21 protein-coding genes, 1 tRNA gene and 1 pseudogene are annotated in these 22223 nt (G+C 55.1%); 9 read left to right on the top strand and 14 right to left on the bottom strand.

Annotated elements, in window-relative coordinates:
- Positions 1-97 precede the first annotated feature (97 nt).
- The 5 genes from secF to queA all read right to left on the bottom strand — a co-directional run bounded on the left by secF (position 98) and on the right by queA (position 5515).
- The gene (secF, locus tag ACYZT6_RS21705) at positions 98-1012 is read right to left on the bottom strand and encodes a protein translocase subunit SecF (RefSeq protein WP_462028576.1); all 915 of its coding nucleotides are present in this window, start codon (positions 1010-1012) and stop codon (positions 98-100) included.
- Positions 1013-1021: 9 nt separating this feature from the next.
- A complete protein-coding gene (secD, locus tag ACYZT6_RS21710; protein ID WP_462028577.1) occupies positions 1022-2890 on the bottom strand; it encodes a protein translocase subunit SecD in 1869 nt (622 codons plus the stop codon).
- A gap of 63 nt (positions 2891-2953) precedes the next feature.
- Positions 2954-3292 carry a preprotein translocase subunit YajC gene (yajC, locus tag ACYZT6_RS21715; RefSeq protein WP_131059389.1) on the bottom strand — a complete coding sequence of 113 codons (339 nt, stop codon included), beginning with the start codon at positions 3290-3292 and terminating at the stop codon, positions 2954-2956.
- 43 nt (positions 3293-3335) lie between these two features.
- A complete protein-coding gene (gene tgt / locus ACYZT6_RS21720) occupies positions 3336-4451 on the bottom strand; it encodes a tRNA guanosine(34) transglycosylase Tgt (RefSeq protein WP_283184523.1) in 1116 nt (371 codons plus the stop codon).
- Positions 4452-4465: 14 nt separating this feature from the next.
- A complete protein-coding gene (gene queA, locus ACYZT6_RS21725; RefSeq protein WP_461955570.1) occupies positions 4466-5515 on the bottom strand; it encodes a tRNA preQ1(34) S-adenosylmethionine ribosyltransferase-isomerase QueA in 1050 nt (349 codons plus the stop codon).
- A gap of 107 nt (positions 5516-5622) precedes the next feature.
- Between queA and ACYZT6_RS21730 the strand changes: the two genes are divergently transcribed.
- Together ACYZT6_RS21730 and ACYZT6_RS21735 are read left to right on the top strand one after the other, a co-directional pair.
- A tRNA-Leu gene (locus ACYZT6_RS21730) sits at positions 5623-5707 on the top strand.
- A 153-nt stretch (positions 5708-5860) separates the two neighbouring features.
- Complete coding sequence (locus ACYZT6_RS21735; protein ID WP_462028578.1) at positions 5861-6190, top strand: hypothetical protein; 330 nt, start codon at positions 5861-5863, stop codon at positions 6188-6190.
- Positions 6191-6329: 139 nt separating this feature from the next.
- Here ACYZT6_RS21735 and ACYZT6_RS21740 read toward each other — a convergent pair whose 3' ends face one another.
- The 6 genes from ACYZT6_RS21740 to ACYZT6_RS21765 all read right to left on the bottom strand — a co-directional run bounded on the left by ACYZT6_RS21740 (position 6330) and on the right by ACYZT6_RS21765 (position 12035).
- Positions 6330-6890: an LOG family protein gene (locus ACYZT6_RS21740; protein WP_462028579.1), complete on the bottom strand. Its 561-nt coding sequence runs from the start codon at positions 6888-6890 to the stop codon at positions 6330-6332.
- A gap of 6 nt (positions 6891-6896) precedes the next feature.
- Positions 6897-7730 carry a dCTP deaminase domain-containing protein gene (locus ACYZT6_RS21745; protein WP_462028580.1) on the bottom strand — a complete coding sequence of 278 codons (834 nt, stop codon included), beginning with the start codon at positions 7728-7730 and terminating at the stop codon, positions 6897-6899.
- 128 nt (positions 7731-7858) lie between these two features.
- On the bottom strand, positions 7859-8245 hold the full coding sequence (locus tag ACYZT6_RS21750; protein WP_462028581.1) for a hypothetical protein: 387 nt from the start codon (positions 8243-8245) through the stop codon (positions 7859-7861).
- 19 nt (positions 8246-8264) lie between these two features.
- Positions 8265-9545, bottom strand: coding sequence for a DNA methyltransferase (locus ACYZT6_RS21755; RefSeq protein WP_462028582.1), 1281 nt, complete (start codon positions 9543-9545; stop codon positions 8265-8267).
- Positions 9542-10831, bottom strand: a complete 1290-nt coding sequence (locus ACYZT6_RS21760; RefSeq protein ID WP_462028583.1) for an HD domain-containing protein — start codon at positions 10829-10831, stop codon at positions 9542-9544. Before ACYZT6_RS21760 ends, ACYZT6_RS21755 begins: the two co-directional genes overlap by 4 nt.
- Complete coding sequence (locus tag ACYZT6_RS21765; RefSeq protein ID WP_462028584.1) at positions 10821-12035, bottom strand: hypothetical protein; 1215 nt, start codon at positions 12033-12035, stop codon at positions 10821-10823. Before ACYZT6_RS21765 ends, ACYZT6_RS21760 begins: the two co-directional genes overlap by 11 nt.
- Before the next feature lie 154 nt (positions 12036-12189).
- Here ACYZT6_RS21765 and ACYZT6_RS21770 point away from each other — a divergent pair.
- The 5 genes and pseudogenes from ACYZT6_RS21770 to ACYZT6_RS21790 all read left to right on the top strand — a co-directional run bounded on the left by ACYZT6_RS21770 (position 12190) and on the right by ACYZT6_RS21790 (position 18346).
- Positions 12190-12481, top strand: a pseudogene (locus tag ACYZT6_RS21770) (DUF3077 domain-containing protein).
- 732 nt (positions 12482-13213) lie between these two features.
- Positions 13214-13690, top strand: a complete 477-nt coding sequence (locus ACYZT6_RS21775) for a formate dehydrogenase subunit gamma (RefSeq protein ID WP_461976558.1) — start codon at positions 13214-13216, stop codon at positions 13688-13690.
- Positions 13687-15249 (top strand): formate dehydrogenase beta subunit, encoded by a 1563-nt coding sequence (locus ACYZT6_RS21780; RefSeq protein ID WP_462028585.1) that lies wholly within the window; start codon positions 13687-13689, stop codon positions 15247-15249. Before ACYZT6_RS21775 ends, ACYZT6_RS21780 begins: the two co-directional genes overlap by 4 nt.
- Positions 15246-18128, top strand: a complete 2883-nt coding sequence (gene fdhF / locus ACYZT6_RS21785; RefSeq protein ID WP_462028586.1) for a formate dehydrogenase subunit alpha — start codon at positions 15246-15248, stop codon at positions 18126-18128. The genes ACYZT6_RS21780 and fdhF overlap by 4 nt, the downstream gene beginning before the upstream one ends.
- Positions 18125-18346, top strand: coding sequence for a formate dehydrogenase subunit delta (locus ACYZT6_RS21790; protein ID WP_462028587.1), 222 nt, complete (start codon positions 18125-18127; stop codon positions 18344-18346). The genes fdhF and ACYZT6_RS21790 overlap by 4 nt, the downstream gene beginning before the upstream one ends.
- Positions 18347-18484: 138 nt before the next feature.
- Here the strand turns inward: ACYZT6_RS21790 and ACYZT6_RS21795 are convergent, their stop codons facing one another.
- From ACYZT6_RS21795 to ACYZT6_RS21805, 3 genes are read right to left on the bottom strand one after another with little or no spacing between them, the layout of a single operon-like run.
- Positions 18485-18853 carry a PH domain-containing protein gene (locus ACYZT6_RS21795; RefSeq protein ID WP_461976566.1) on the bottom strand — a complete coding sequence of 123 codons (369 nt, stop codon included), beginning with the start codon at positions 18851-18853 and terminating at the stop codon, positions 18485-18487.
- 29 nt (positions 18854-18882) lie between these two features.
- The gene (locus ACYZT6_RS21800) at positions 18883-20223 is read right to left on the bottom strand and encodes a HAMP domain-containing sensor histidine kinase (RefSeq protein WP_462028588.1); all 1341 of its coding nucleotides are present in this window, start codon (positions 20221-20223) and stop codon (positions 18883-18885) included.
- The gene (locus ACYZT6_RS21805; protein ID WP_462028589.1) at positions 20220-20930 is read right to left on the bottom strand and encodes a response regulator; all 711 of its coding nucleotides are present in this window, start codon (positions 20928-20930) and stop codon (positions 20220-20222) included. Before ACYZT6_RS21805 ends, ACYZT6_RS21800 begins: the two co-directional genes overlap by 4 nt.
- A gap of 168 nt (positions 20931-21098) precedes the next feature.
- Between ACYZT6_RS21805 and ACYZT6_RS21810 the strand changes: the two genes are divergently transcribed.
- Complete coding sequence (locus ACYZT6_RS21810; protein ID WP_462028590.1) at positions 21099-21890, top strand: MlaA family lipoprotein; 792 nt, start codon at positions 21099-21101, stop codon at positions 21888-21890.
- Positions 21880-22143 (top strand): hypothetical protein, encoded by a 264-nt coding sequence (locus ACYZT6_RS21815; RefSeq protein ID WP_462028591.1) that lies wholly within the window; start codon positions 21880-21882, stop codon positions 22141-22143. The genes ACYZT6_RS21810 and ACYZT6_RS21815 overlap by 11 nt, the downstream gene beginning before the upstream one ends.
- The last annotated feature ends 80 nt before the right edge of the window (positions 22144-22223 follow it).

Here is a 22223-nt window from a genome sequence, read left to right on the forward strand (position 1 = left end):
CGAAACATGTCCGCGCTTCTCCCAGCCTTGGAGCATAAAAAAAGGCGCGAGTTCAACTCGCGCCTTTTTCGGCTGACTGCTGGAAAAACGATGGCCGTTATGGACGGTCGTCGACTTCCTTATCGGTAGCCACTGTAGGAATCAGATCCTCAGTGCTCAGGTTCAGCCAGATCAGCACCACGTTCGCGATGTAGATCGACGAGTAAGTACCCGCCAGAACACCGATAAACAGGGCAATGGAGAAGCCGAACAGGTTGTCGCCACCAAAGAACAGCAGGGCCGCGATCGCCAGCAAGGTGGAGATCGACGTTGCCATGGTCCGCAGCAGGGTTTGCGTGGTCGAGATGTTGATGTTCTCGATCAGGCTGGCCTTGCGCAGCACACGGAAGTTCTCACGAACCCGGTCGAATACCACGATGGTGTCGTTGAGCGAGTAACCAATGATCGCCAGTACCGCCGCCAGCACCGTCAGGTCGAAGGTGATCTGGAAGAACGACAGGATTCCGATGGTCACGATCACGTCGTGGATCAGCGAAACGATGGCACCGACCGCGAACTTCCACTGAAAGCGGAAAGCCAGGTAGATCAGGATACCGCCAAGCGCCATCAGCATGCCGAGGCCGCCCTGGTCGCGCAGTTCTTCACCGACCTGCGGGCCGACGAACTCGACGCGCTTGACCGTCGCCGGGTTGTCTCCGCCGACTTTCAGCAGCGCTTCTGCCACTTGATGACCCAACTGCGGATCTTCACCCGGCATGCGCACCAGCAAATCGGTAGTCGCACCGAAGCTCTGCACGATGGCGTCGTGATAACCCGAGGTGGCCAGTTGCTCACGCACCTTGGTGACATCGGCCGGACGCTCGTAGGTCAGCTCGATGAGCGTACCGCCGGTGAAGTCCAGACCCCAGTTCATGCCTTTGGTGGCAACACTGAACAATGCCAGCGCAGTAAGGAACAATGTGACGCCGAACGCAAAGTTGCGAACGCCCATGAAGTTGATTGTACGTAACATGGCAGCCCCTTAAATCCACAACTTCTTGAAGTCACGACCGCCGAAGATCAGGTTGACCATCGCGCGGGTCACCATGATGGCCGTGAACATCGAGGTAAAGATCCCGAGGGACATGGTCACTGCGAAACCTTTGACGGGACCGGTGCCCATCGCAAAGAGAATCCCGCCGACCAGCAACGTAGTCAGGTTGGCGTCGAGAATCGCGGTGAATGCCCGGCCGAAGCCTTCGTTGATTGCCCGCTGTACGGTCATGCCCGCCGCGATCTCTTCACGAATCCGCGAGAAGATCAGTACGTTGGCGTCGACCGCCATACCCATGGTCAATACGATACCGGCGATACCCGGCAGGGTCAGCGTTGCACCCAGCAGCGACATCAGGGCCAGCAGCAACACCATGTTCACGGTCAGCGCGACGGTGGCAATGATGCCGAAGAAGCGGTAGATGGCGATGATGAACAGCGAGACAAACAGCATGCCCCACAGCGATGCATCGATACCTTTGACGATGTTGTCCGCACCCAGGCTCGGGCCAATGGTGCGCTCTTCAGCGAAGTACATCGGTGCAGCCAGACCACCGGCACGCAACAGCAGCGCCAGTTCGGACGACTCGCCCTGACCGTTCAGGCCAGTGATGCGGAATTGAGCACCCAGCGGCGACTGAATGGTCGCCAGACTGATGATCTTCTTCTCTTCTTTGAAGGTTTGAACCGGAACGTCTTTCTCGACGCCGTTAACCATTTGCTTGACGTAAGTGGTGACCGGACGTTGCTCGATGAAGATCACCGCCATGCTGCGACCGACGTTGCTGCGAGTCGCACGACTCATCAGCTCGCCACCGTGGCCATCCAGACGGATGTTCACTTCCGGCGTGCCTTGCTCACCGAAGCCAGCTTTGGCATCGGTAACCTGGTCACCGGTGATGATCAGACCGCGCTCGATCTGTGCCGGCGGACGATTGCCTTCACGAAATTCGAAGCTTTCCGAGGTAGCTTTCGACGCACCAGGCTCAGCCGCCAGACGGAACTCAAGGTTGGCCGTCTTGCCGAGGATACGCTTGGCTTCTGCGGTGTCCTGCACGCCCGGCAGCTCGACCACAATGCGGTTGGCGCCCTGACGCTGAACGATCGGTTCGGCAACACCCAGCTCGTTGACGCGGTTACGTACCGTGGTCAAGTTCTGCTTGATGGAGTATTCGCGGATTTCCGCCAGCTTGGCCGGGGTCATCGCCAGACGAAGCACCGGTTGACCATTGAGGTCGGCCGGAACAATGTCGAAATCGTTGAAGTTCTTGCGGATCAGCGTGCGGGCTTGCTCGCGAGCGGCCTCATCGGTGAAGCCCAACTGAATGGCACCGTCGATTTGCGGCAGGCTGCGATAGCGCAGTTTCTCTTTACGCAACAGGCTCTTCACATCGCCTTCGTACACTTTCAAGCGTGCGTCGAGAGCTTTGTCCATGTCCACTTCGAGCAGAAAGTGCACACCACCGGACAAGTCCAGGCCCAGCTTCATCGGGTGCGCGGCGAGGTTGCGCAGCCATTGCGGGGTGGTTTGCGCCAGGTTCAGCGCGACGACGTAGTCATCACCCAATGCCTTGCGCACGACGTCTTTGGCCGGCAGCTGATCTTCAGCCTTGGTCAGACGTATCAGGCCGCCCTTGCCATTCGCAGCCAGAGTGGCCGCCTTGACGTTGATCCCGGACTCCTTGAGCGCAGTGCTCACACGATCCAGATCAGCCTGATTGACTTGCAGCGCAGTGCTTGCACCGCTGACCTGAATGGCCGGGTCATCAGGATATAAATTGGGAGCGGAATAAATCAGACCGACCGCCAGCACCGCCAGGATCAGAATGTATTTCCACAGAGGGTATTTGTTCAGCATCACGCCGCCCGCTTATGACGCGGGGCGCCTTGCGCGCCCCGTCGATTGAGTAGAAGTTGAAACTTAGATCGCTTTGAGCGTGCCTTTTGGCAGCGTGGCGGCAATGGCGCCTTTCTGGAACTTCATTTCGACGGTATCGGAGACTTCCAGCACCACGAAATCATCAGCCACTTTAGTGATCTTGCCGGCGATGCCGCCGGTGGTCACAACTTCATCGCCTTTTTGCAGGCTGCCCAGCAGGGTTTTCTGCTCTTTGGCGCGCTTGGCCTGTGGACGCCAGATCATCAGGTAGAAGATGACCAGGAAACCGACCAGGAAAATCCACTCAAAACCGCCACCCATTGGGCCGGCAGCAGCCGGTGCAGCAGCGTCAGCCATGGCATTAGAGATAAAAAAGCTCATTTAGCACTCCAGTTGCAAATGTTGAATCTTGGGGTCAGAAAACTCAGTCCAAAGGCGGAACAGGTAACCCGCGTTTGGCGTAGAAGGCATCGACAAAGGCGGCCAATGTACCCTGTTGAATAGCCTCGCGCAAACCAGCCATAAGCACTTGATAATGACGCAAGTTATGGATGGTATTGAGCATGCTCCCCAGCATTTCGCCGCACTTGTCCAGGTGATGCAGATAAGCGCGGGAAAAGTTCTGGCAGGTGTAGCAATCGCAGGTTGGATCGAGCGGCGAATCATCATGGCGATGGAACGCGTTTCGGATCTTCAGCACGCCTGTATCAATGAACAGATGCCCATTGCGGGCATTACGGGTTGGCATCACGCAATCGAACATGTCCACACCGCGGCGCACACCCTCAACCAGATCTTCCGGTTTGCCAACGCCCATAAGGTAACGAGGTTTGTCAGCCGGCATCTGGCCTGGCAGGTAATCCAGCACCTTGATCATCTCGTGCTTCGGCTCGCCCACCGACAGACCGCCAATGGCCAGGCCATCAAAGCCGATATTGTCGAGGCCTTCCAGGGAGCGCATGCGCAGATCCTGGTGCATGCCGCCCTGAACGATACCGAACAGCGCCGCCGTGTTGTCGCCATGGGCTTCTTTCGAACGCTTGGCCCAACGCAATGACAGCTCCATGGAAATCCGCGCGACGTCTTCATCAGCCGGGTACGGCGTGCATTCGTCGAAAATCATCACGATGTCCGAGCCCAGGTCACGCTGGACCTGCATCGACTCTTCCGGGCCCATGAACACTTTGGCGCCATCAACCGGAGAAGCGAAGGTCACGCCCTCCTCCTTGATCTTGCGCATCGCGCCCAGGCTGAACACCTGAAAACCGCCGGAGTCGGTCAGAATCGGGCCTTTCCACTGCATGAAATCGTGCAGGTCGCCGTGCTTCTTGATCACTTCGGTGCCAGGGCGCAGCCACAAGTGGAAGGTGTTACCCAGAATGATTTCCGCGCCGGTCGCGGTGATGTCCCGCGGCAGCATGCCTTTCACGGTGCCGTAAGTACCGACCGGCATGAACGCCGGGGTCTCGACGGTACCGCGCGGGAAGGTCAAACGACCGCGACGAGCCTTGCCGTCAGTAGCAAGCAACTCAAACGACATACGACTTTGGCGACTCATTCTTTGTCCTCAGGGCCACGTGGTGCGGGGTTACGGGTGATAAACATCGCATCACCGTAGCTGAAAAAGCGGTATTGATGCTCGACGGCGGCTTTATAAGCGGCCATGGCTTCGGGATAACCGGCGAACGCCGAAACCAGCATCAACAGCGTGGATTCGGGTAAATGAAAGTTGGTGACCAGGGCATCGACCACATGAAACGGCCGGCCCGGGTAGATAAAGATGTCTGTATCGCCACTGAACGGCTTGAGCACGCCATCGCGCGCGGCACTTTCGAGGGAACGCACGCTGGTGGTCCCCACAGCGATCACCCGACCACCGCGAGCGCGGCAAGCCGCGACGGCATCCACCACGTCCTGGCCGACTTCCAGCCATTCGCTGTGCATGTGGTGATCTTCGATCTTCTCGACCCGCACCGGCTGGAACGTACCCGCGCCGACGTGCAAGGTCACGAACGCCGTCTCGACGCCCTTGGCTGCAATCGCCTCCATCAGCGGCTGATCGAAATGCAGCCCCGCCGTCGGCGCCGCCACCGCGCCCAGGCGCTCGGCGTACACCGTCTGATATCGCTCGCGGTCCGAGCCTTCGTCCGGGCGATCTATATAAGGAGGCAACGGCATGTGCCCGACGCGATCGAGCAGCGGCAACACCTCTTCGGCAAACCCCAACTCGAACAACGCATCGTGACGCGCCAGCATCTCGGCTTCGCCACCGCCGTCGATCAGGATCTTCGACCCCGGCTTCGGCGACTTGCTGGACCGCACATGGGCCAGCACGCGATGACTGTCGAGCACCCGCTCCACCAGGATTTCCAGCTTGCCGCCGGAAGCCTTCTGGCCAAACAGCCGCGCCGGAATCACCCGGGTATTGTTGAACACCATCAAATCGCCCGGGCGCAAATGCTCGAGCAAATCAGTGAATTGACGGTGCGCCAGGGCGCCGCTGACCCCATCAAGGGTCAACAGGCGACTGTTGCGACGCTCGGCCAAAGGGTGGCGAGCAATCAGCGAATCAGGGAGTTCGAAAGTAAAGTCAGCAACGCGCATGATGGGGTTCGTCTAGCAGGGGCCGGAAGTCTAGCCGAAATAGTGAAAATTCTCTATGTCCCTGATTGACCGACGGTAATCTCATCTCTATACTTCGCCGCCATTGAGCCCTGATGGCGGAATTGGTAGACGCGGCGGATTCAAAATCCGTTTTCGAAAGGAGTGGGAGTTCGAGTCTCCCTCGGGGCACCAAAATTAAGAAAGGTCTTGCTTTGGCAAGGCCTTTTTTTTCGTCTGCGATAAAGTGGCTGACGCCCCGCCGTCCTGTAGGAGCCGGCTTGCTGGCGATGCTTTTGATCTCCTCGCTTGTTTCGGCGGGTACGACAATTCTCAAGGATTCACCCCATGGAACTGCTGCTGGAAACTGTTGCTTTGTTCTGTCTCAAGCTGGCTTATGAGACGGAAGGGTCGAGTCCGATTCTTCGGGATGATCCGATCATGAGTGATTATGAGAGGGAGGTGTTTGGGTTGCTGGTGCGCAAGGGAGATGTTGAGGGGATTCAGTTTCGAGTGGCGCATTGTGTGGGTTTGGCGTTGGGCGCTATCGGCGGTTTTGATACACCGTTGGGTCGGGAGCTGCTTCGGGTGGCAGGTGATTTCAGCAATGCAAGGACGTTGGAGCAGCTTGATACGCCGCTTATTGCACTTTCTAATTACCTGAAAGATATCCAGTGAAGAGGCCGCCCGTAGTTGCGACTCTTTGATTTGGACAGCAATAGCAGCAAAAAAAAACCGCAACATGCCTAAAGGTGCGTAATTTCAAATAAGACTGAACAAATAAAAACAAATAATACGTCAATGGTTGCAGCACTAATTAAAGCGACCGTCCAGATAAATCAGTCGCGAAATCGCCAACTATGGAAAAGCTTTCCACATCAAAAGTTTTTATTTCGGAAGCAAAACCAGCCGCCAAAAAACCCTCATCTATTAACTGTTCAAACACTTTCAAAAGCGGCTCATAAAACCCATCTTGATTACATAAAAAAATTGGAGTTTTATGCTCACCAGCCTTATAACTTGAAAGATACCCAATCGCCTCATCAAAAGTGCCAAGCCCACCTGGCAACACAACTATTAGATCAGACTCCAAAAGAATTAATTTCTTACGCATTGCAATATCGTCAACGTAAGAAACAACCAAAATCCTCGAGTCTACATTCTCAGACTCGCACTGCAAAGCAATAGCACTTTGAACAACGCCTAAGTCGGCACAGCCTTTAACAAACACTCCAACAACCCCCGAACTCGCCCCACAACTAATCACCTCGAAGGAATTATCAGAGCAAAATCGAGCAAATTTTTCGGAAACTTTGAAGTATCTACTACCACCTTTGCGGCTAGCGCCACCCAAAACACCCAGTTTAAATTTCTTCACCGTACTTTATCTCTTTGCAGGACGATTTTTGGTTTCCAATTGAGACTTTAGATCCAGCAGTTCCCGCTGCAGCTTACTGATTTCTTCCGAATGCAGCTTTGAAGAAGCTTTAAACTCCAGTTCTTTTTTGCTAGCAGACTCAACTACTGCACTCGCCTTTTCAGTTGCAGAGTTAGACTTCTCAGTAGCAGCAGCCATTTTATCAACTTGATTATAAGCCAGCGCAGTCACTGCCAAAACAGCTGCGGCAACAATACCAACAATTACATAAAACCAATTTCGAGAGTCTCGATAATTACTCTCAATACTAATATATTTATTGTCAATATATTCGATTATTTGCCCCCCGGGCTTAATAGAATCGCTTCCATTTAGAAAGTCGGTAAAATCAACCTTACCTTGATAACTTGCAGCATAACCAGCAGAATTAGATGAGAGCGTTTGAAATTGTATCGTAGCAAAATGCTGCCCGCGCGTTAAGCCCACAGGGGTTCCGCTCGCATTGTAAAGCATACAAAAAAGTGACCCTCTGTACCCAGGGTCTACCTGCGGTCCATTTGAAAGTATGACTCCTGAAAAAAACAACTTCACTCGAAGATCAAAAGTACCCGTAATAAATCGAGGCAACACTGCCTCCTCTACCGCTTGCACTAGTACAAAAGAATATGGTGGTATTTCAGCTGTCGGTTTTTCCAACGAAAGAATATGGTAATCGCCTTGACACCAATACTTATCCGCAAGCCTCAGATCGTAACTGGCAATTTCAACATTTTCACCCACTGTATTTTTTAGTAATGCGCCGGCATTAATTAAACTCGAGATAGAAGCTTTTCCAAGCACTCCCCCTCGTCCCCCTAACAGTTTAACTATTTCTACAAATGCCGTCCTTACGTGATCCTGGTTCCCAGAAAGAACCACATCGCACTGCCTAACATCTTGTATTTCTGTGTCTAGTTGTGTCTGAGTGGCTAAACGGTTTGCCCCCCCCCGACACGACGCTTTTGCTCTGCCAAACTAGATATTGTATCTAACCCCACTGTCACAACTTCGAAATTATCACAAGCAGCAGAAGCCCTAAGAGAAGCGAGACTACTGGGTTGAAATACAGTAATTCCAACATCCTGAATAGCATCTAGTTCCGACAACCTCATTCCATAACTACACCCCTTATAACTTATTGTCCACGCAAAATCACTGTCAACCCATGGCACATTTTCAAAGTGATATTCCTTATCATTATTATTTCGTGGTTTTCGAGAGGTAGAAGGCTTTAAAACCGTCCCAAACTCTAAATCGTTAAGCAATGTAGTTTTTCCCGCCCCTTGCACACCGACCAATACAATTAGAGTTCGCATCCTTGATCCTCAGAAATTCTTATTTGCCAAATATATGTAAAGTTTCACGTTTGATCGATGTCCAAGATTGCCTTGCCCTTCCCTGCCGAATGGACCTATCAACTTCAATAATTCTTTGCCACCCAGATTCAAAAAGGCAATCGGTAAGCAACTGCGTGCCTAAATCGCGTCCTGCGTCTTTATGAGGCAAGACAAAAGCTGCAAAGCCTGGCTGTGCTATTAACTCAACTTGTTTTTTTAGCGCTTCTTGCAACTCTCGAGCCCAGGTCTCTGTAGAAGTCGACATAAACCTCTTACGGCGAGCCCCGATCTCTCTTTTACACAACGAAGAAACACTATCATCGGCAAAACCAAACATATATAGCGAAAGTCGTTGCGCTAAGGTGTAATCAATAGCACCGGCATAGGGTGGGCTTGTGACCATTAACGAAGATAACTGAGGCGGTACAATCGCGGGTAAGCCATTATCGCCCCAACTGTGCAATGAAACGAAAAGTCTAACACCAGATTCCGGTTCAAAATCGCCTAGACTTACGTCTGTATTTCTAACCATTGATTCAAATTTGGTTAACCACTTTCGCGCCAACGCATAGACATCCTTAGCGACAAACTCTTTAGGTTTTACATTGTCAGCTATATGCCCCCAGCTTTTTATTTGCGATGAGCAAGAGCGCAAAATAGAGGAAAGCATTGCCTTTACAATCAGCCCAGGAAACCCTCTAAACTCGGCCTCTCCTGCCAGCTCATTTATATTTATAAGTTTTTCCAACGTTGTTTTTTCAAACCAATCAACCAGACTCTCAAGACATGGACTGGCTTGAAAGTTCTCTATAAAATGCTCAGGACCCGGACTAACTGCGGAGCTTATAATTGAGTTTATCTGCTCTAAAAAACCATTATCTCGCTCCAGCAGGCCCGGCATAGCTTTTCCGCGATCCTGCTCAAGCCCTATTAGACTTTCGCGAAGAAACTCAAAAACCAAGGGCACTAGCTTAGAGTCAACTGACTTTAACAGTATTAGACCTCCGGCAACATATGTTGCTAAGGACCCAATAGGATTGGCCTCCACAGCCCATCCCTTCCGCCCCTGTCGAATTGCTTCCAGCACTGTGGTACCGACACCACCATAAGGATCAAATACTAAATCCTCAGACCCGGAAAGGGCCTGGATTATTGTTGTCGGCACATCGGCAGGATAAGTCCCAGGATACCAATGTATACTTTTAGTTGTTCCGGGAAGATGCTTAGTAAAGTCCCAATCAACAAGTTCAAGCTGACGCTTAATTTTATGAGAAATCATAAGAGAGTTGCTTGCTCATGCGAGGACGATCCCATCGGATCATCAAGTTCTGTAATATTGTGCAGGCCTTCGCCCGAAAGAGCCGTTACAAACATAGAACGCATGGCCTGACGATCCTGCTCTGAAATAGAATTGGCTACAAATAAACCTGCCAAAACGCGATGAGTATTAGCCCCAACCTCTTTTACACAAAAATCATCTTCAGAAAAAAAAGTAACGCTTCGCTGAGTTTTTCCATTATCAAGAATAAAATGCACCAATACTTTTGCCGCTTTCCCTTTGAAGTTTTTTATAATTTCCTTCTCTAACCGACCTTTACTTTCTATTGTTGAAAGTCTTGCATACTGCTCAACCCCATCAGATGAAAGTAATACTATTGGCTGATATAGATCCCCACACTTAAGTCGAGACACCAACTCTTTAACTTCTTGCGACTCGCCTAAGGCAGTACGCTCTAGTCGATCCAGAAACTCATGATCTGTAAGTATCCATGAATCAGCACCAATCAACTCATAATGAGCAGCTCGCTCAATGATCTTTGTCAACATTGCTTTAGCTGAAAACTCAGCCCAATCTAATAATAACAAAGTATATAGCCTACTTCTAATCTCTTGCCATCTCTCAACTACTTTTATACACTTATTGGGAAGCGATATAATTCCACCAGAGACACTTAAGTTTGATGCCAGTTCCAGCGGAATTTTCAGATCAGATTGCTCTGTTATACCTACATGATAAGCTAGCCTTATCACATTATCTATATTATCTAAATCCATTGTCCCGGCGATTAAGGGACCTAAATCTCCACCTCCACGGATTAAGCTAGCTACGTTAGCCCATCGCTCAGCCAGATATCTTTGCGCTCCGAAAGGCTTACCTGAAAAAGAGGCTCCCGCCAGTAGTTCCTGATAGTATTTTGCTTTCAAACCGTGAGAAAGGTCATCATGTAAAAATTCTGAGTCTAACTCATTATCTTCCAACACATATTGCATTGAATGCCCAAACGGCCCAGTTTGCATATCATGTAAGATCGCGGCGGCTACAAAGTCTTTGCCTTCACTTTCTGGGACACCATGGGAGAGCACCCATTGTTTTGCTAAATACATAACTCCGATTATATGTTCAAAGCGCGATATTTCCGACGCGCCAGTTATCAGCATAGAGTTAATATTACACATGCGAACATATCTTAGTCGTTGCACTTCTGCCAGATTCAACAATCCAAACTCAAAATCTGACATTTCAATACGACCATATAGCGGATCCCAAGAACGTTTAGCAAGCATTTGCGTACTCCTCTGCTGCGAGCCACCCAGAAGCTCCCGCTTGCAATAACCCTCTAGCATGACCGGAGCTATCACCTAACGCATACAATCCAGGTACTGTCGTCTGATGCGAATTAGCGATAGCAAACGTAGACCAATGCCAATCAAGCAAAGGCAAGTGAATTCGATAATCGTAGCTTTTATCCCACAAGTTTCCATCTATCAGATATTCAGCAAAACCTTCAATCTCAGAAGCGATCTTGTCTCCAAAGACGTTACGCATCACTGGCTGCAGACCAAACTTAGTCCCACCAGAAAAAATAATTTTGCTACTATCTCTAAAAACGCTATCAAGTTCTTTTAGGGTCGGCCATACATCTCTTAAAAATCCAGATTTATTCTTCAACCTCATTAATAAACCAACATTTGCGGTCAACACCGCCTGTTCAGCGACAACACCTCCAGGAATACTTATCCCAGAATGTTCATACCGGTAAATATGACCTGGCGAGTTTAAGCAAAATGTTCGACATGCCCCTTTTATTATTTTAGCATCCGGCCCCATGGCTCGCAGGTTTTGTAACGCATCTTTATTTAGAAACTCAACTCTCACACCAACATCTATACCTTTGCCATCTGTTGGCTGAGCACCCGCATCTAATAACAATCCATTTGAAAGCCTTCCAGCTGAGTAAAATACACTCTCGCATTTAATATCAAGAACGTGCCCCCCAGAGTTTAAAACTTTGACTAGCCAGCTTCGAGATCCACCTACAAACTCAGTCGCCCGCCCATATACTACTGACCCTTTTGAAGAAACAAGTAATTCAAGCTTATTAAGTAGCGATTCAATTTCATCAGGCAAAAGAACTATCGAATCATATTTCCGTAACTCTTTTATTTCAGACGCGCATCGTGATGTATCAGTTGAAACCGCAGCCTGCTTTTGCTGCAACCCCAACACGATCAATATTTGACTTATTACTGACTGAAGGTTTTCCAGGGTTCCCGCTATAGGCACAAGACCAAGCCCAGCGGGAGGAAGAGAAAATTTCGCTCCAGAAAAGCGAGCAAAGCCGCCAATTTTTTCATCGGCAGCAGGAAGGGGTTCATCAATAATAATGTACTCAACCCCCAGCATGCCCAGTCTTACCGCAGCCAATGCTCCAGCCATACCTCCACCAATGATCGCAACGCAGGTCTTCATCTCAGTAAAGTCAGACATTCAATAATTCCCTTTTCCCAAACCGAGCTTTTCTGGAAGCTATTTCAAAAAGCAAGATGCGGTTCATTATCCCAATACCCAGCCGACCAAAAGAACGCGCGTTTCGTGGTTCAGTTTGCTGGATTGCAGTCTCGCTGTCTGTAGTTTCGGGTGTATTCCTGGAAGCTTCCTCTACAAACACGTATCAGCGGATCAAGCCCTATTCCCTGTCACTCGCGGGCGTTCCCCTCGGTGATGCGTTATCCATGGCTTCTGACTTTCTGTTTCTCGCCAAGAAGCTGAATGAAGATGCTGCCTACGCCACAGACACCGACCGTCACGCCTGGGCTGCGCATTGTTTGACGGCGATGGGTAAGGCGGTGGTTGATGATGTGGCGAAGGTGTTGAATCGGGAACGGGACAATGATTTGGCTTCTAAGCGGGCGGGGTTTAAGGCTGAAGCTTAGTGTTTGAGGCCTGTGGGGTGTGGGTGGCTTGTGATGGTGGCAGTTGATTCAACATTTACGTTGGCTGGGCTGGCGCTTTCGTCGGAACGCCGCCCGGGGCAAGCCCGCTCCCACAGGGATTGTGGTGAGCTGACGGGCATTATTTGGCCCAACTAGGTGGCTGGGTTGTCATTGCGGTGCATCTTCAGCATTGATGGTGGCTGGGCTGGCGCTATCGCCAGCAGGCTGGCTCCCACAGGGGTTTTGTGGGGTGGCTGGGACATTGGATTTGCCTCGAGGTTTTTCGGGGCTTTTTGTTATTTGGCTCGGGGTGGACGGCTTTCGGTTTATAGCGGGATAGATCAACGCATCTGCTCCCTGAATTGCCCACGAATCTGATGCTGTTTCTCACCTGCAATGCTTGCTATACATCCCCCATCGACAAGCCCCCAGGGCATTAAGCCAGTGAGTAAACGCCCCGCGCGGCTCTCATCTAGACTTAATGGATAGTCGTAGGCAGAACCGAACACGTCGCTTTGGTGCAGTTCAATCAAAAGCGCCGTGGCAAGCTGCCCTTTATGCCCAGTAGAGGTGCGGCGAAGACCGCGTCGGGCACAACAAGATGCCCGCTCAGGGTGCCCTGGCCACCGGCCTGAAATTGCCACGATTCCGTGACGTGGTGTGAGTGCCGCAGCCGACACTTTCGGACGACCGACAACCGCCTGGTTTGTCCGTGACCGTGAGGATTGCTGAATGCCTGATGAGAGTTTGCACCTGCCTGTGGTCAACACCCTGCTGGAGCGCCACAAGGGCTCTGCGGGTGCACTGTTGCCCATTCTTCATGATATTCAGGAACGCATCGGTTACATCCCCGATGCCGCCATCCCCGAGATTGCCCACGCCCTCAATCAGAGTCAGGCGGAGGTTCGCGGGGTGATCAGTTTTTACCACGACTTCCGTACCGCGCCGCCGGCCAAGCATATCCTGCGGCTGTGCCGGGCTGAGTCCTGCAAGAGCCGTGGTGCCGAAGCGCTTGCTGCGCAGTTGCGTGAACGCTTGCAATTGGATGATCACGGCAGTAGTGCCGACGGCAGCATCAGTTTGCGGCCGGTGTATTGCCTCGGCGCTTGCGCTTGCTCGCCGGCTCTGGAGCTGGATGGCCAGGTGCATGCGCGCCTGAGTGCTGAGCGTCTCGATGCCTTGCTCGACGCTTGCCGGGAGGACGCATGATGCCGACTCTTTATCTGCCCACTGATTCGCTAGCCCGCGCAGTGGGTGCCGATGAGGTCTCCACAGCGCTAATCACTCAGGCCAAGGAACGCAATCTGCCCCTGGAGCTGCAGCGCACCAGCTCGCGTGGCCTGTACTGGCTGGAACCGCTGCTGGAGGTGGACAGCCCGCAAGGCCGGATCGGCTTCGGTCCGCTGACCGCAGACGATGTGCCGTCCGTGCTCGAAGCCCTGCAAGGCGAGCCGCTCGCGCATCCACTGGCCTTGGGCCTAGTGGAAGAATTGCCTTATCTGAAGACTCAACAACGCCTGCTGTTCGCCCGCGCCGGTATTACCCGGCCGCTGTCGCTGGACGATTACCGGGCCCACGGCGGTTTCGAGGGTTTAACAAGGGCCGTGACCGTTGGCGGTGAGCATACCGCAACGGAGGTGTTCGATTCAGGCCTGCGTGGCCGTGGCGGTGCGGCATTCCCTGCGGGGATCAAATGGCGCACGGTGCGCGCTACCCAAGCGGCGCAAAAGTACATCGTGTGCAACGCCGACGAAGGCGACTCCGGCACCTTCGCCGACCGCATGTTGATGGAAGGCGACCCCTTCCTGCTAATCGAAGGCATGGCCATTGCCGGCATCACCGTCGGCGCCACTTACGGCTACATCTATGTGCGCTCGGAATATCCGGACGCTGTTGCAATCCTGCGCCAGGCGCTGGACATCACCCGGACCGCCGGTTACCTCGGCGCAAATGTCGGCGGCAGCGGTCAGGCTTTTGATATGGAAGTGCGGGTCGGTGCCGGCGCTTATATCTGCGGTGAAGAAACCGCGCTGCTGGACTCGCTCGAAGGCAAGCGCGGGATCGTCCGCGCCAAGCCGCCGATCCCCGCCTTGAAAGGCCTCTTCGGCTTGCCGACGCTGGTACACAACGTGCTGACTCTGGCCTCGGTGCCGTTGATTCTGGCCAAGGGTGCGCAGTTCTACCGCGATTACGGCATGGGCCGTTCCCTGGGCACTATGCCTTTCCAACTGGCGGGCAATATTCGTCAGGGCGGGCTGGTGGAACGGGCCTTTGGCCTGACTCTGCGGGAACTGGTGGAAGACTACGGCGGCGGGACAGCCAGTGGCCGGCCGCTGAAGGCCGCGCAAGTCGGCGGCCCACTCGGCACATGGGTACCCCCATCGCAATTCAATACACCACTGGATTACGAGGCCTTCGCCGGCATCGGCGCGATGATCGGTCACGGCGGTGTGGTCGTGGCTGACGACACCTTGGACATGGCCCAAATGGCCCGTTTCGCCATGCAATTTTGCGCCGAGGAATCCTGTGGCAAATGCACGCCCTGCCGCATTGGCTCGACCCGGGGCGTGGAGGTCATAGACCGGATGCTGGCCGCGCCGGACCAGAGCGATCGCGATGCGCAAGTGATCATCCTCAAAGACCTGTGCGACACGATGCAATACGGTTCGCTGTGCGCCTTGGGCGGCATGGCCCCCTTTCCGGTCATCAGCGCCCTCAAGTACTTCCCCGCCGACTTCGGTCTGCAAGCCTCGGAGGCCGAGCAATGATTTCTCTCTTCGACCCGAAAACCGATATCGATCTGGGCACCCCGGCCCGCGACAGCGACGTGCAGGTAACGCTGAACATCGACGGCCGCAGCATCAGCGTACCTGAAGGCACTTCGGTGATGCGCGCCGCTGCGCTGCTGGGCACCACCATTCCGAAACTGTGTGCCACCGACAGCCTGGAAGCCTTCGGCTCCTGCCGCATGTGCCTGGTGGAGATCGACGGCATGCGCGGCTACCCGGCGTCCTGCACCACGCCGGTCACTGAAGGCATGAGTGTGCACACCCAGACGCCGAAGCTCGCGACCCTGCGCCGCAACGTCATGGAACTGTACATCTCCGATCACCCGCTGGACTGCCTGACCTGTTCGGCCAACGGCAACTGCGAGCTGCAAACCGTCGCCGGTCAGGTTGGCCTGCGCGAAGTGCGCTACGGCTATGAAGGCGACAACCATCTAGCCGACGTGAAGGACACGTCCAACCCCTACTTCGATTACGACCCGAGCAAGTGCATCGTTTGCAACCGCTGCGTGCGCGCCTGCGAAGAAACCCAAGGCACCTTTGCACTGACCATTACCGGACGCGGTTTCGAATCCCGGGTCGCTGCAGCCGGTGGCGAGAACTTCCTCGACTCGGAATGCGTGTCTTGCGGCGCCTGTGTGCAAGCTTGCCCGACCGCGACGCTGATGGAAAAAAGCGTGGTCGAACTGGGTCAGCCTGAACGCAGCGTAATCACTACCTGCGCCTATTGCGGCGTGGGCTGCTCGTTCCGCGCCGAGATGAAGGGCGACAAGCTGGTACGCATGGTTCCGGACAAGAACGGTCAGGCCAACCACGGCCACTCTTGCGTCAAGGGGCGCTTTGCCTGGGGTTATGCGACTCACCCGGATCGCATTACCAAGCCGATGATCCGCAAAAACATCAACGACCCGTGGCAGGAAGTCAGCTGGGATGAGGCGGTGACTTACGCCGCCAGCGAATTCCGTCGGTTGCAGCAGAAGTATGGCCGCGACTCCATTGGTGGCATCACCTCCAGCCGCTGCACCAACGAAGAAACCTACCTGGTGCAAAAACTGGTGCGCGCCGCGTTCGGCAACAACAACGTCGACACCTGTGCACGGGTCTGCCACTCGCCGACTGGTTATGGCCTGAAACAAACTTTGGGCGAGTCTGCCGGCACCCAGAGTTTCGACTCGGTAATGCAGGCCGACGTGATCCTGGTGATGGGCGCCAACCCCAGCGATGCCCACCCGGTTTTCGCCTCCCAGCTCAAACGCCGCCTGCGTGAAGGCGCTCGACTGATCGTCATCGACCCACGACGCATTGATCTGGTGGACTCGGTGCATGCCCGTGCCGAATTGCACTTGGCCCTGCGCCCGGGCACCAACGTCGCCATGCTCAATGCGTTGGCCCATGTGATCATCACCGAAGGTCTGCAAGACCAAGCCTTTATCGACGCCCGTTGCGAGGGCAGTGATTTCGCCCGCTGGAGTGAGTTCGTCAGCCGCGCGGAAAACTCGCCGGAAGTGCTTGGCGACATTTGCGGCGTAGACGCTGCCGACATCCGTGCCGCCGCCCGTCTGTACGCGGGCGCTGGCAATGCGGCGATCTATTATGGCCTGGGCATCACCGAGCACAGCCAGGGCAGCACCGCCGTCATGGGCATCGCCAACCTGGCCATGGCCACCGGCAACATCGGCCGCGAAGGCGTCGGCGTGAACCCGCTGCGCGGACAGAACAACGTTCAGGGTTCTTGCGACATGGGCTCGTTCCCACACGAGCTGCCCGGTTACCGGCACATCTCCAACGAGGTGGTACGGACGCAGTTCGAACAGGCTTGGAACGTCACCTTGCAATCTGACCCGGGCCTGCGCATTCCCAATATGTTTGAGTCGGCCTTGGCCGGCACCTTCAAGGGTTTGTATTGCCAGGGCGAAGACATCGCTCAGAGCGATCCGAATACCCAGCACGTCACCGCAGCGCTGTCGGCTATGGAATGCGTGGTGGTGCAGGACATTTTCCTCAACGAAACCGCCCGGTTAGCCCACGTGTTCCTGCCGGGCAGTTCGTTCCTGGAAAAAGACGGCACCTTCACCAACGCCGAGCGGCGCATCTCGCGGGTACGTAAAGTCATGGAGCCCCTGGGCGGCAAGGCCGACTGGGAAGGCACCGTGGCATTGGCCAATGCCTTGGGCTACCCGATGAACTACAAACATCCATCGGAAATCATGGATGAAATCGCCAGCCTGACGCCGACCTTCACCAACGTCAGCTACGCCGCACTGGACAGCCACGGCAGCCTGCAATGGCCGTGCAACGCCGCCGCCCCGGACGGCACGCCGACCATGCACATCGAGGAATTCGTGCGCGGCAAGGGGCGCTTCATGCTCACCGGCTACGTGCCCACCGAGGAGAAGGTCAACAACCGCTATCCGCTGCTGCTGACCACCGGGCGCATTCTCAGCCAGTACAACGTCGGCGCCCAGACCCGGCGTACCGAAAACGTCGCCTGGCATGATGAAGACCGCCTCGAAATCCACCCGACCGATGCCGAAAGCCGTGGCATCAACGAAGGTGACTGGGTCGGCATCGGCAGCCGCGCCGGGCAGACCGTACTGCGTGCGCGGGTCACCGAACGGGTCGCCCCGGGCGTGGTGTACACCACCTTCCACTTCCCTGAATCGGGGGCCAACGTCATCACCACCGACAACTCCGACTGGGCCACCAACTGCCCTGAGTACAAGGTCACCGCCGTGGAAGTCAGCCGCGTCTACCACCCTTCGGAGTGGCAAAAACGCTATCAGGAATTCAGCGACGAACAGGACCGTTTGCTCAAGGATCGCCGTCAGGCACGTGGCGCAAAAGCGGAGGTACGCCGATGAGTACGGAGAATCTGATCAAGATGGTCAACCAGATCGCCCAGTACTTCGCCACCGAACCGGACCAGCAACAGGCCGTGCTCGGTGTGCGTAATCATCTGAAGATGTACTGGACGCCCGGCATGCGTAAGGAATTGCTGGCCTGGCAGACGGAACATCAAGGGGCGGATTTGCATCCTCTGGCGCGAGCGGCGGTCAGTGGGGCGGGTTGGGAGGCTTAGGTTCACACGAACTTGAGACTAGCTAAAAACCTGTGGGAGCGAGCCTGCTCGCGATGAGGCCAGTACATTCAGCATTGATGTTGACGGTACTGACGCTCTCGCCGGCAAGCCGGTCTCGCTCCCACAGGGGTTGTGTGTTCAGAGCAGATGTTGAGAGATCAGCTTTGAAATTTCCACCATCGATGTCTTCCCGGTGAACTCGAACTTCACCTTCCCCAACGACGAAAAATAAATCTCCAACTCGGAATCCAGATCAAACGTCCCGGACGTTTCCACCGAATACGCCACGATGTTTTTGTACGGCAACGAGGTGAAGTCTTTCTTGCTGCCAGTGAGGCCCTGCACGTTCACCGCGATGATCCGCTTGTTGGTAAACACCACGCCATCGCGCATGGATTTGTAGGAGTCGATCACCTGCTCCCCATCCAATAACAGCGAAGTAACGCGTTCAGCGTATTCGTCGTTTTGCTTGAGTTTGAAGAAGCCTTTGTTGTTGAAATCAATCATCTGTCATTCCCTGTCGTTCAAATGAACATCTAAGCCGGATGCACGGGCAACACCACCAACGCTACCAACCCGCCCTTCGACCGATTACGCAGTTTCAGTTCCCCGCCATGTTCCAACACAATGGCCCGCGCCGCCGATAATCCTAACCCGACTCCCCCGGTACTTTTGTTACGCGATCCTTCCAGGCGAAAGAACGGCGTGAATACCTGTTCAAGACTCGACTCAGGAATCCCCGGTCCACGATCCAGTACTTTGATCCGCACTTCCCCGGCAGCAGGAATCAGTTCAATCGCCGGCTCACTGGCGTACTTGATCGCGTTATCGAGCAGATTGGTCATCACCCGCTTCAGTCCCAACGGTCGCCCGAAATACACCAGCCGCAGCGGCCCGTTGAACGCAATGTCGATGCCCTGATCCCGATAATCATCGAGCAACGTTTGCAGCAACTCCGCCAGATCAAAGTGGGTCGCCGGCTCAAGCCGGGCATCATCCCGGAAGAACTCCAGCGCCGAATTGATCATCGCCTGCATTTCATCCACATCACGAAACAGTCGCTGCTGTTGCTCGCTGTCTTCGATGAATTCACCGCGCAAGCGCATCCGTGTCAGGGGCGCGCGCAGGTCGTGGGAGATGGCGGCGAGCATTTGGGTACGGTCGCGGATGAAGTGTTGTAGCTGAGCCTGCATGGCGTTGAAGGCGAGAATCGCCTGACGGATTTCCTGGGGGCCGAGGGGTTCGATGGGCGGCGCGCGGAAGTCCACGCCGAAACGCCGGGCGCCCTCGGTGAAGTGTTGCAAGGGTGTGGCGAGGCGGCGGGTGGCAATCAGTGTGACAAGCGTCGTGGAGATCAGCACCAGCAGGATGACGATCAGATAGCGTGGCGTATCGTCGAGGCCCCAATTGCGCGAGTGGGCGGCGAACATCAGCCAGGAGGCATCCGGCAGCTGGATCAGCAGCGCGTAATGCGCGTCCGTCGAGTTTTCCGTCCAGTCCGCCGGCTCATAGACCAGGATTCGACCGGCAAATTTGAGCAACGGCTGCAGAACGGTCGAGCCGACTTCGGAATCCAGATCCTGCACCGTCGGCAGATTAAGCTCGCGCCGATCAAGGTGCCAACTGACGGTGAAGCCTTCGTCGCTGACGGATTGCGCCAGTTGACTGCGCAGTGGTGCCGGGGCGGCCTGGATGATGCGGGTGATGGCGGCCATTTTATCCAGCAACCCGGTTTCGGTCAGCGGCGGGCGCGCCCACACGCCGGCCAGTTGAATAAACAGTCCGTTGAGCGCCAGTGAAATGACCATGGCCAGAATGATCGTCAAAGCGATCCAGCGCGCCACCGTGTCCCGGCGAATCCGCTTCAGCCAGCTCATCGCCGGGTCACGCAGGGGGTGAACAGGTAGCCGCCATTGCGCACGGTGCGAATCATCGCCGGGCGTTTGCTGTCGGATTCGAGTTTGCGTCGCAGGCGGCTGACTTGCACATCGATGCTGCGGTCGAACGCGTCATGGCAATGCCCCCGCGCCAGGTCCAGCAACTGCTCGCGGGTGAGGATGCGCTGGGGGTGTTCGACGAAGACCAGCAACAAGTCGAACTCGCCGGCCGAAAGCGGGATCATCACGTTGTCCGGCGAGCGCAGTTCACGGCGGGTGACGTCGAGATGCCAGTCGGCGAAGTCGATCAATGGCCGTGGGCGTTCCTGCACCACCGGGCGGCGCTCGTCTACGCGACGCAACACGGCGCGCACTCTGGCCAGCAGTTCACGGGCGTCGAAGGGTTTGGTCAGGTAATCATCGGCACCCAGTTCGAGGCCGACGACCCGGTCACTGAGTTCGCCCATGGCGGTCAGCATGATCACCGGCATGGCGTAGCGAATCCGCAATTGCTGACACAGGATCAGCCCGCTGTCCCCCGGCAACATCACGTCAAGAATGATCAGGTCCGGCGGCTGTCGCTCGATGGCCGCCCACAGCGACGCGCCGTCGGTGGCGACTTCGACGCTGTAGCCGTGCTGCACGAAGAATTTTTTCAGCAGATCGAGGACTTCAAGGTCGTCGTCCACAATTAGAAGGCTGTTCACCGGAGGTCACTTGAGGGGCGAATGGAACCGCCATCTAAAACCATTCAGGGCAGCACGTCATATATTTCAATCCTGCAATAAAACGTCAACGCCGCAATAAACCAGACATCTTTGCGCAAGGCTCGGGGCTCAGCATCTCGGCGAATTCCTCCCCCGAGACTCGCGTCCATGTTGCCTTTCAAATGTGCTCCCTGGCTGGCCCGCAACACTTCGATCGCCGTGTTCGCCGCAGGGCTGGCGGGGTGCAGCAGTCAACCGCCCTCGCCCACCACCGTGACCTGCGCCGAAATCAGCTATTCGGTGGACGACCCGGCAGAACCGTTCAACCGCGGCGTCTTCGCGTTCAATCGGGTGGTCGACGATTACGCTCTGGCGCCGGTCGCTCGCGGTTATCGCTACTTGCCGGACTTTTTTCAGACGGGTGTGCATAACTTCGTGGCGAACTTTGGCGAGCCGAAGGTCTTTATCAATGACCTGCTGCAAGGCAACCCGATGCGCTCGGTCAACACCTTGGGGCGATTCGCGCTGAACACCACGGTCGGCGTAGTGGGCTTGATCGATGTCTCCGGCATGGCCGGCATCCCGCGTCACGACTCGGACTTTGGCCAGACGTTCGGCGTGTGGGGCATCGGCAACGGGCCGATTGTCGAGTTGCCATTGTTCGGCACTTCGAACAGCCGCGATGCGGCCGGGCGAGTGCTGAGTTTTGTGGTCGATCCGTTCGGCAGCAACAGCGATACCGTGGACACGTTGTCCACCATCAACACGGTCGGCGGCATCGTCGATGGTCGAGCAGAAGCGTTACCGCTGACCGACAGCCTGCAAAAACTGCCGGATTATTACAGCGCCCTGCGCAATGTGGTCGCCGAGCATCGAGCCGCTTACGTGGTTGATGGCAAACAAGGCTCGCCGCAGAACACCAAACCTCAATGCACAGGAGCACCGGCCGATGGTTTCTGAAGGCAATAACCTGATTCTGCAACAACGGATGATCCGGGACGACGCAGCCAATCTGCACTGCCGGGAAATCACCCTGCGCCTGTCGCCGGACTGCCGCCAAGTGGTGCTCAGCCGCTACACCGAACACTACGGCCCGGCGGTGGTGCGCTGGATCGAGCGCAGTCATACGGTGTCGGTGAGCGAGCTGTTTCGCTGGCTGGTGGCCAATGGGGAAACGAGTGTCATGACAGCGGAGAGCCTTTCGCTGCCTTGATGAAGCGCCATCAATCCTTTTATGGGTGTGGGTGATGCCGAATCGATCATCGCTTGTTACAGATTCAGCAGAAAGCCATT

The organism is Pseudomonas sp. RT6P73 (assembly GCF_054897715.1).

Excerpts from the sequence above, each read along its gene's own strand:
- ACYZT6_RS21815 (WP_462028591.1), top strand. The coding sequence starts at position 21,880 with ATGGTTTCTGAAGGCAATAACCTGATTCTGCAACAACGGATGATCCGG.
- ACYZT6_RS21735 (WP_462028578.1), top strand. The coding sequence starts at position 5,861 with ATGGAACTGCTGCTGGAAACTGTTGCTTTGTTCTGTCTCAAGCTGGCT.
- ACYZT6_RS21780 (WP_462028585.1), top strand. The coding sequence starts at position 13,687 with ATGATGCCGACTCTTTATCTGCCCACTGATTCGCTAGCCCGCGCAGTG.
- ACYZT6_RS21795 (WP_461976566.1), bottom strand. The coding sequence starts at position 18,853 with ATGATTGATTTCAACAACAAAGGCTTCTTCAAACTCAAGCAAAACGAC.
- fdhF (WP_462028586.1), top strand. The coding sequence starts at position 15,246 with ATGATTTCTCTCTTCGACCCGAAAACCGATATCGATCTGGGCACCCCG.
- ACYZT6_RS21775 (WP_461976558.1), top strand. The coding sequence starts at position 13,214 with ATGCCTGATGAGAGTTTGCACCTGCCTGTGGTCAACACCCTGCTGGAG.
- ACYZT6_RS21750 (WP_462028581.1), bottom strand. The coding sequence starts at position 8,245 with ATGCGAACTCTAATTGTATTGGTCGGTGTGCAAGGGGCGGGAAAAACT.
- secF (WP_462028576.1), bottom strand. The coding sequence starts at position 1,012 with ATGTTACGTACAATCAACTTCATGGGCGTTCGCAACTTTGCGTTCGGC.
- queA (WP_461955570.1), bottom strand. The coding sequence starts at position 5,515 with ATGCGCGTTGCTGACTTTACTTTCGAACTCCCTGATTCGCTGATTGCT.
- ACYZT6_RS21810 (WP_462028590.1), top strand. The coding sequence starts at position 21,099 with ATGTTGCCTTTCAAATGTGCTCCCTGGCTGGCCCGCAACACTTCGATC.
- yajC (WP_131059389.1), bottom strand. The coding sequence starts at position 3,292 with ATGAGCTTTTTTATCTCTAATGCCATGGCTGACGCTGCTGCACCGGCT.
- secD (WP_462028577.1), bottom strand. The coding sequence starts at position 2,890 with ATGCTGAACAAATACCCTCTGTGGAAATACATTCTGATCCTGGCGGTG.
- ACYZT6_RS21765 (WP_462028584.1), bottom strand. The coding sequence starts at position 12,035 with ATGTCTGACTTTACTGAGATGAAGACCTGCGTTGCGATCATTGGTGGA.
- ACYZT6_RS21790 (WP_462028587.1), top strand. The coding sequence starts at position 18,125 with ATGAGTACGGAGAATCTGATCAAGATGGTCAACCAGATCGCCCAGTAC.
- ACYZT6_RS21760 (WP_462028583.1), bottom strand. The coding sequence starts at position 10,831 with ATGCTTGCTAAACGTTCTTGGGATCCGCTATATGGTCGTATTGAAATG.
- tgt (WP_283184523.1), bottom strand. The coding sequence starts at position 4,451 with ATGTCGTTTGAGTTGCTTGCTACTGACGGCAAGGCTCGTCGCGGTCGT.
- ACYZT6_RS21755 (WP_462028582.1), bottom strand. The coding sequence starts at position 9,545 with ATGATTTCTCATAAAATTAAGCGTCAGCTTGAACTTGTTGATTGGGAC.
- ACYZT6_RS21800 (WP_462028588.1), bottom strand. The coding sequence starts at position 20,223 with ATGAGCTGGCTGAAGCGGATTCGCCGGGACACGGTGGCGCGCTGGATC.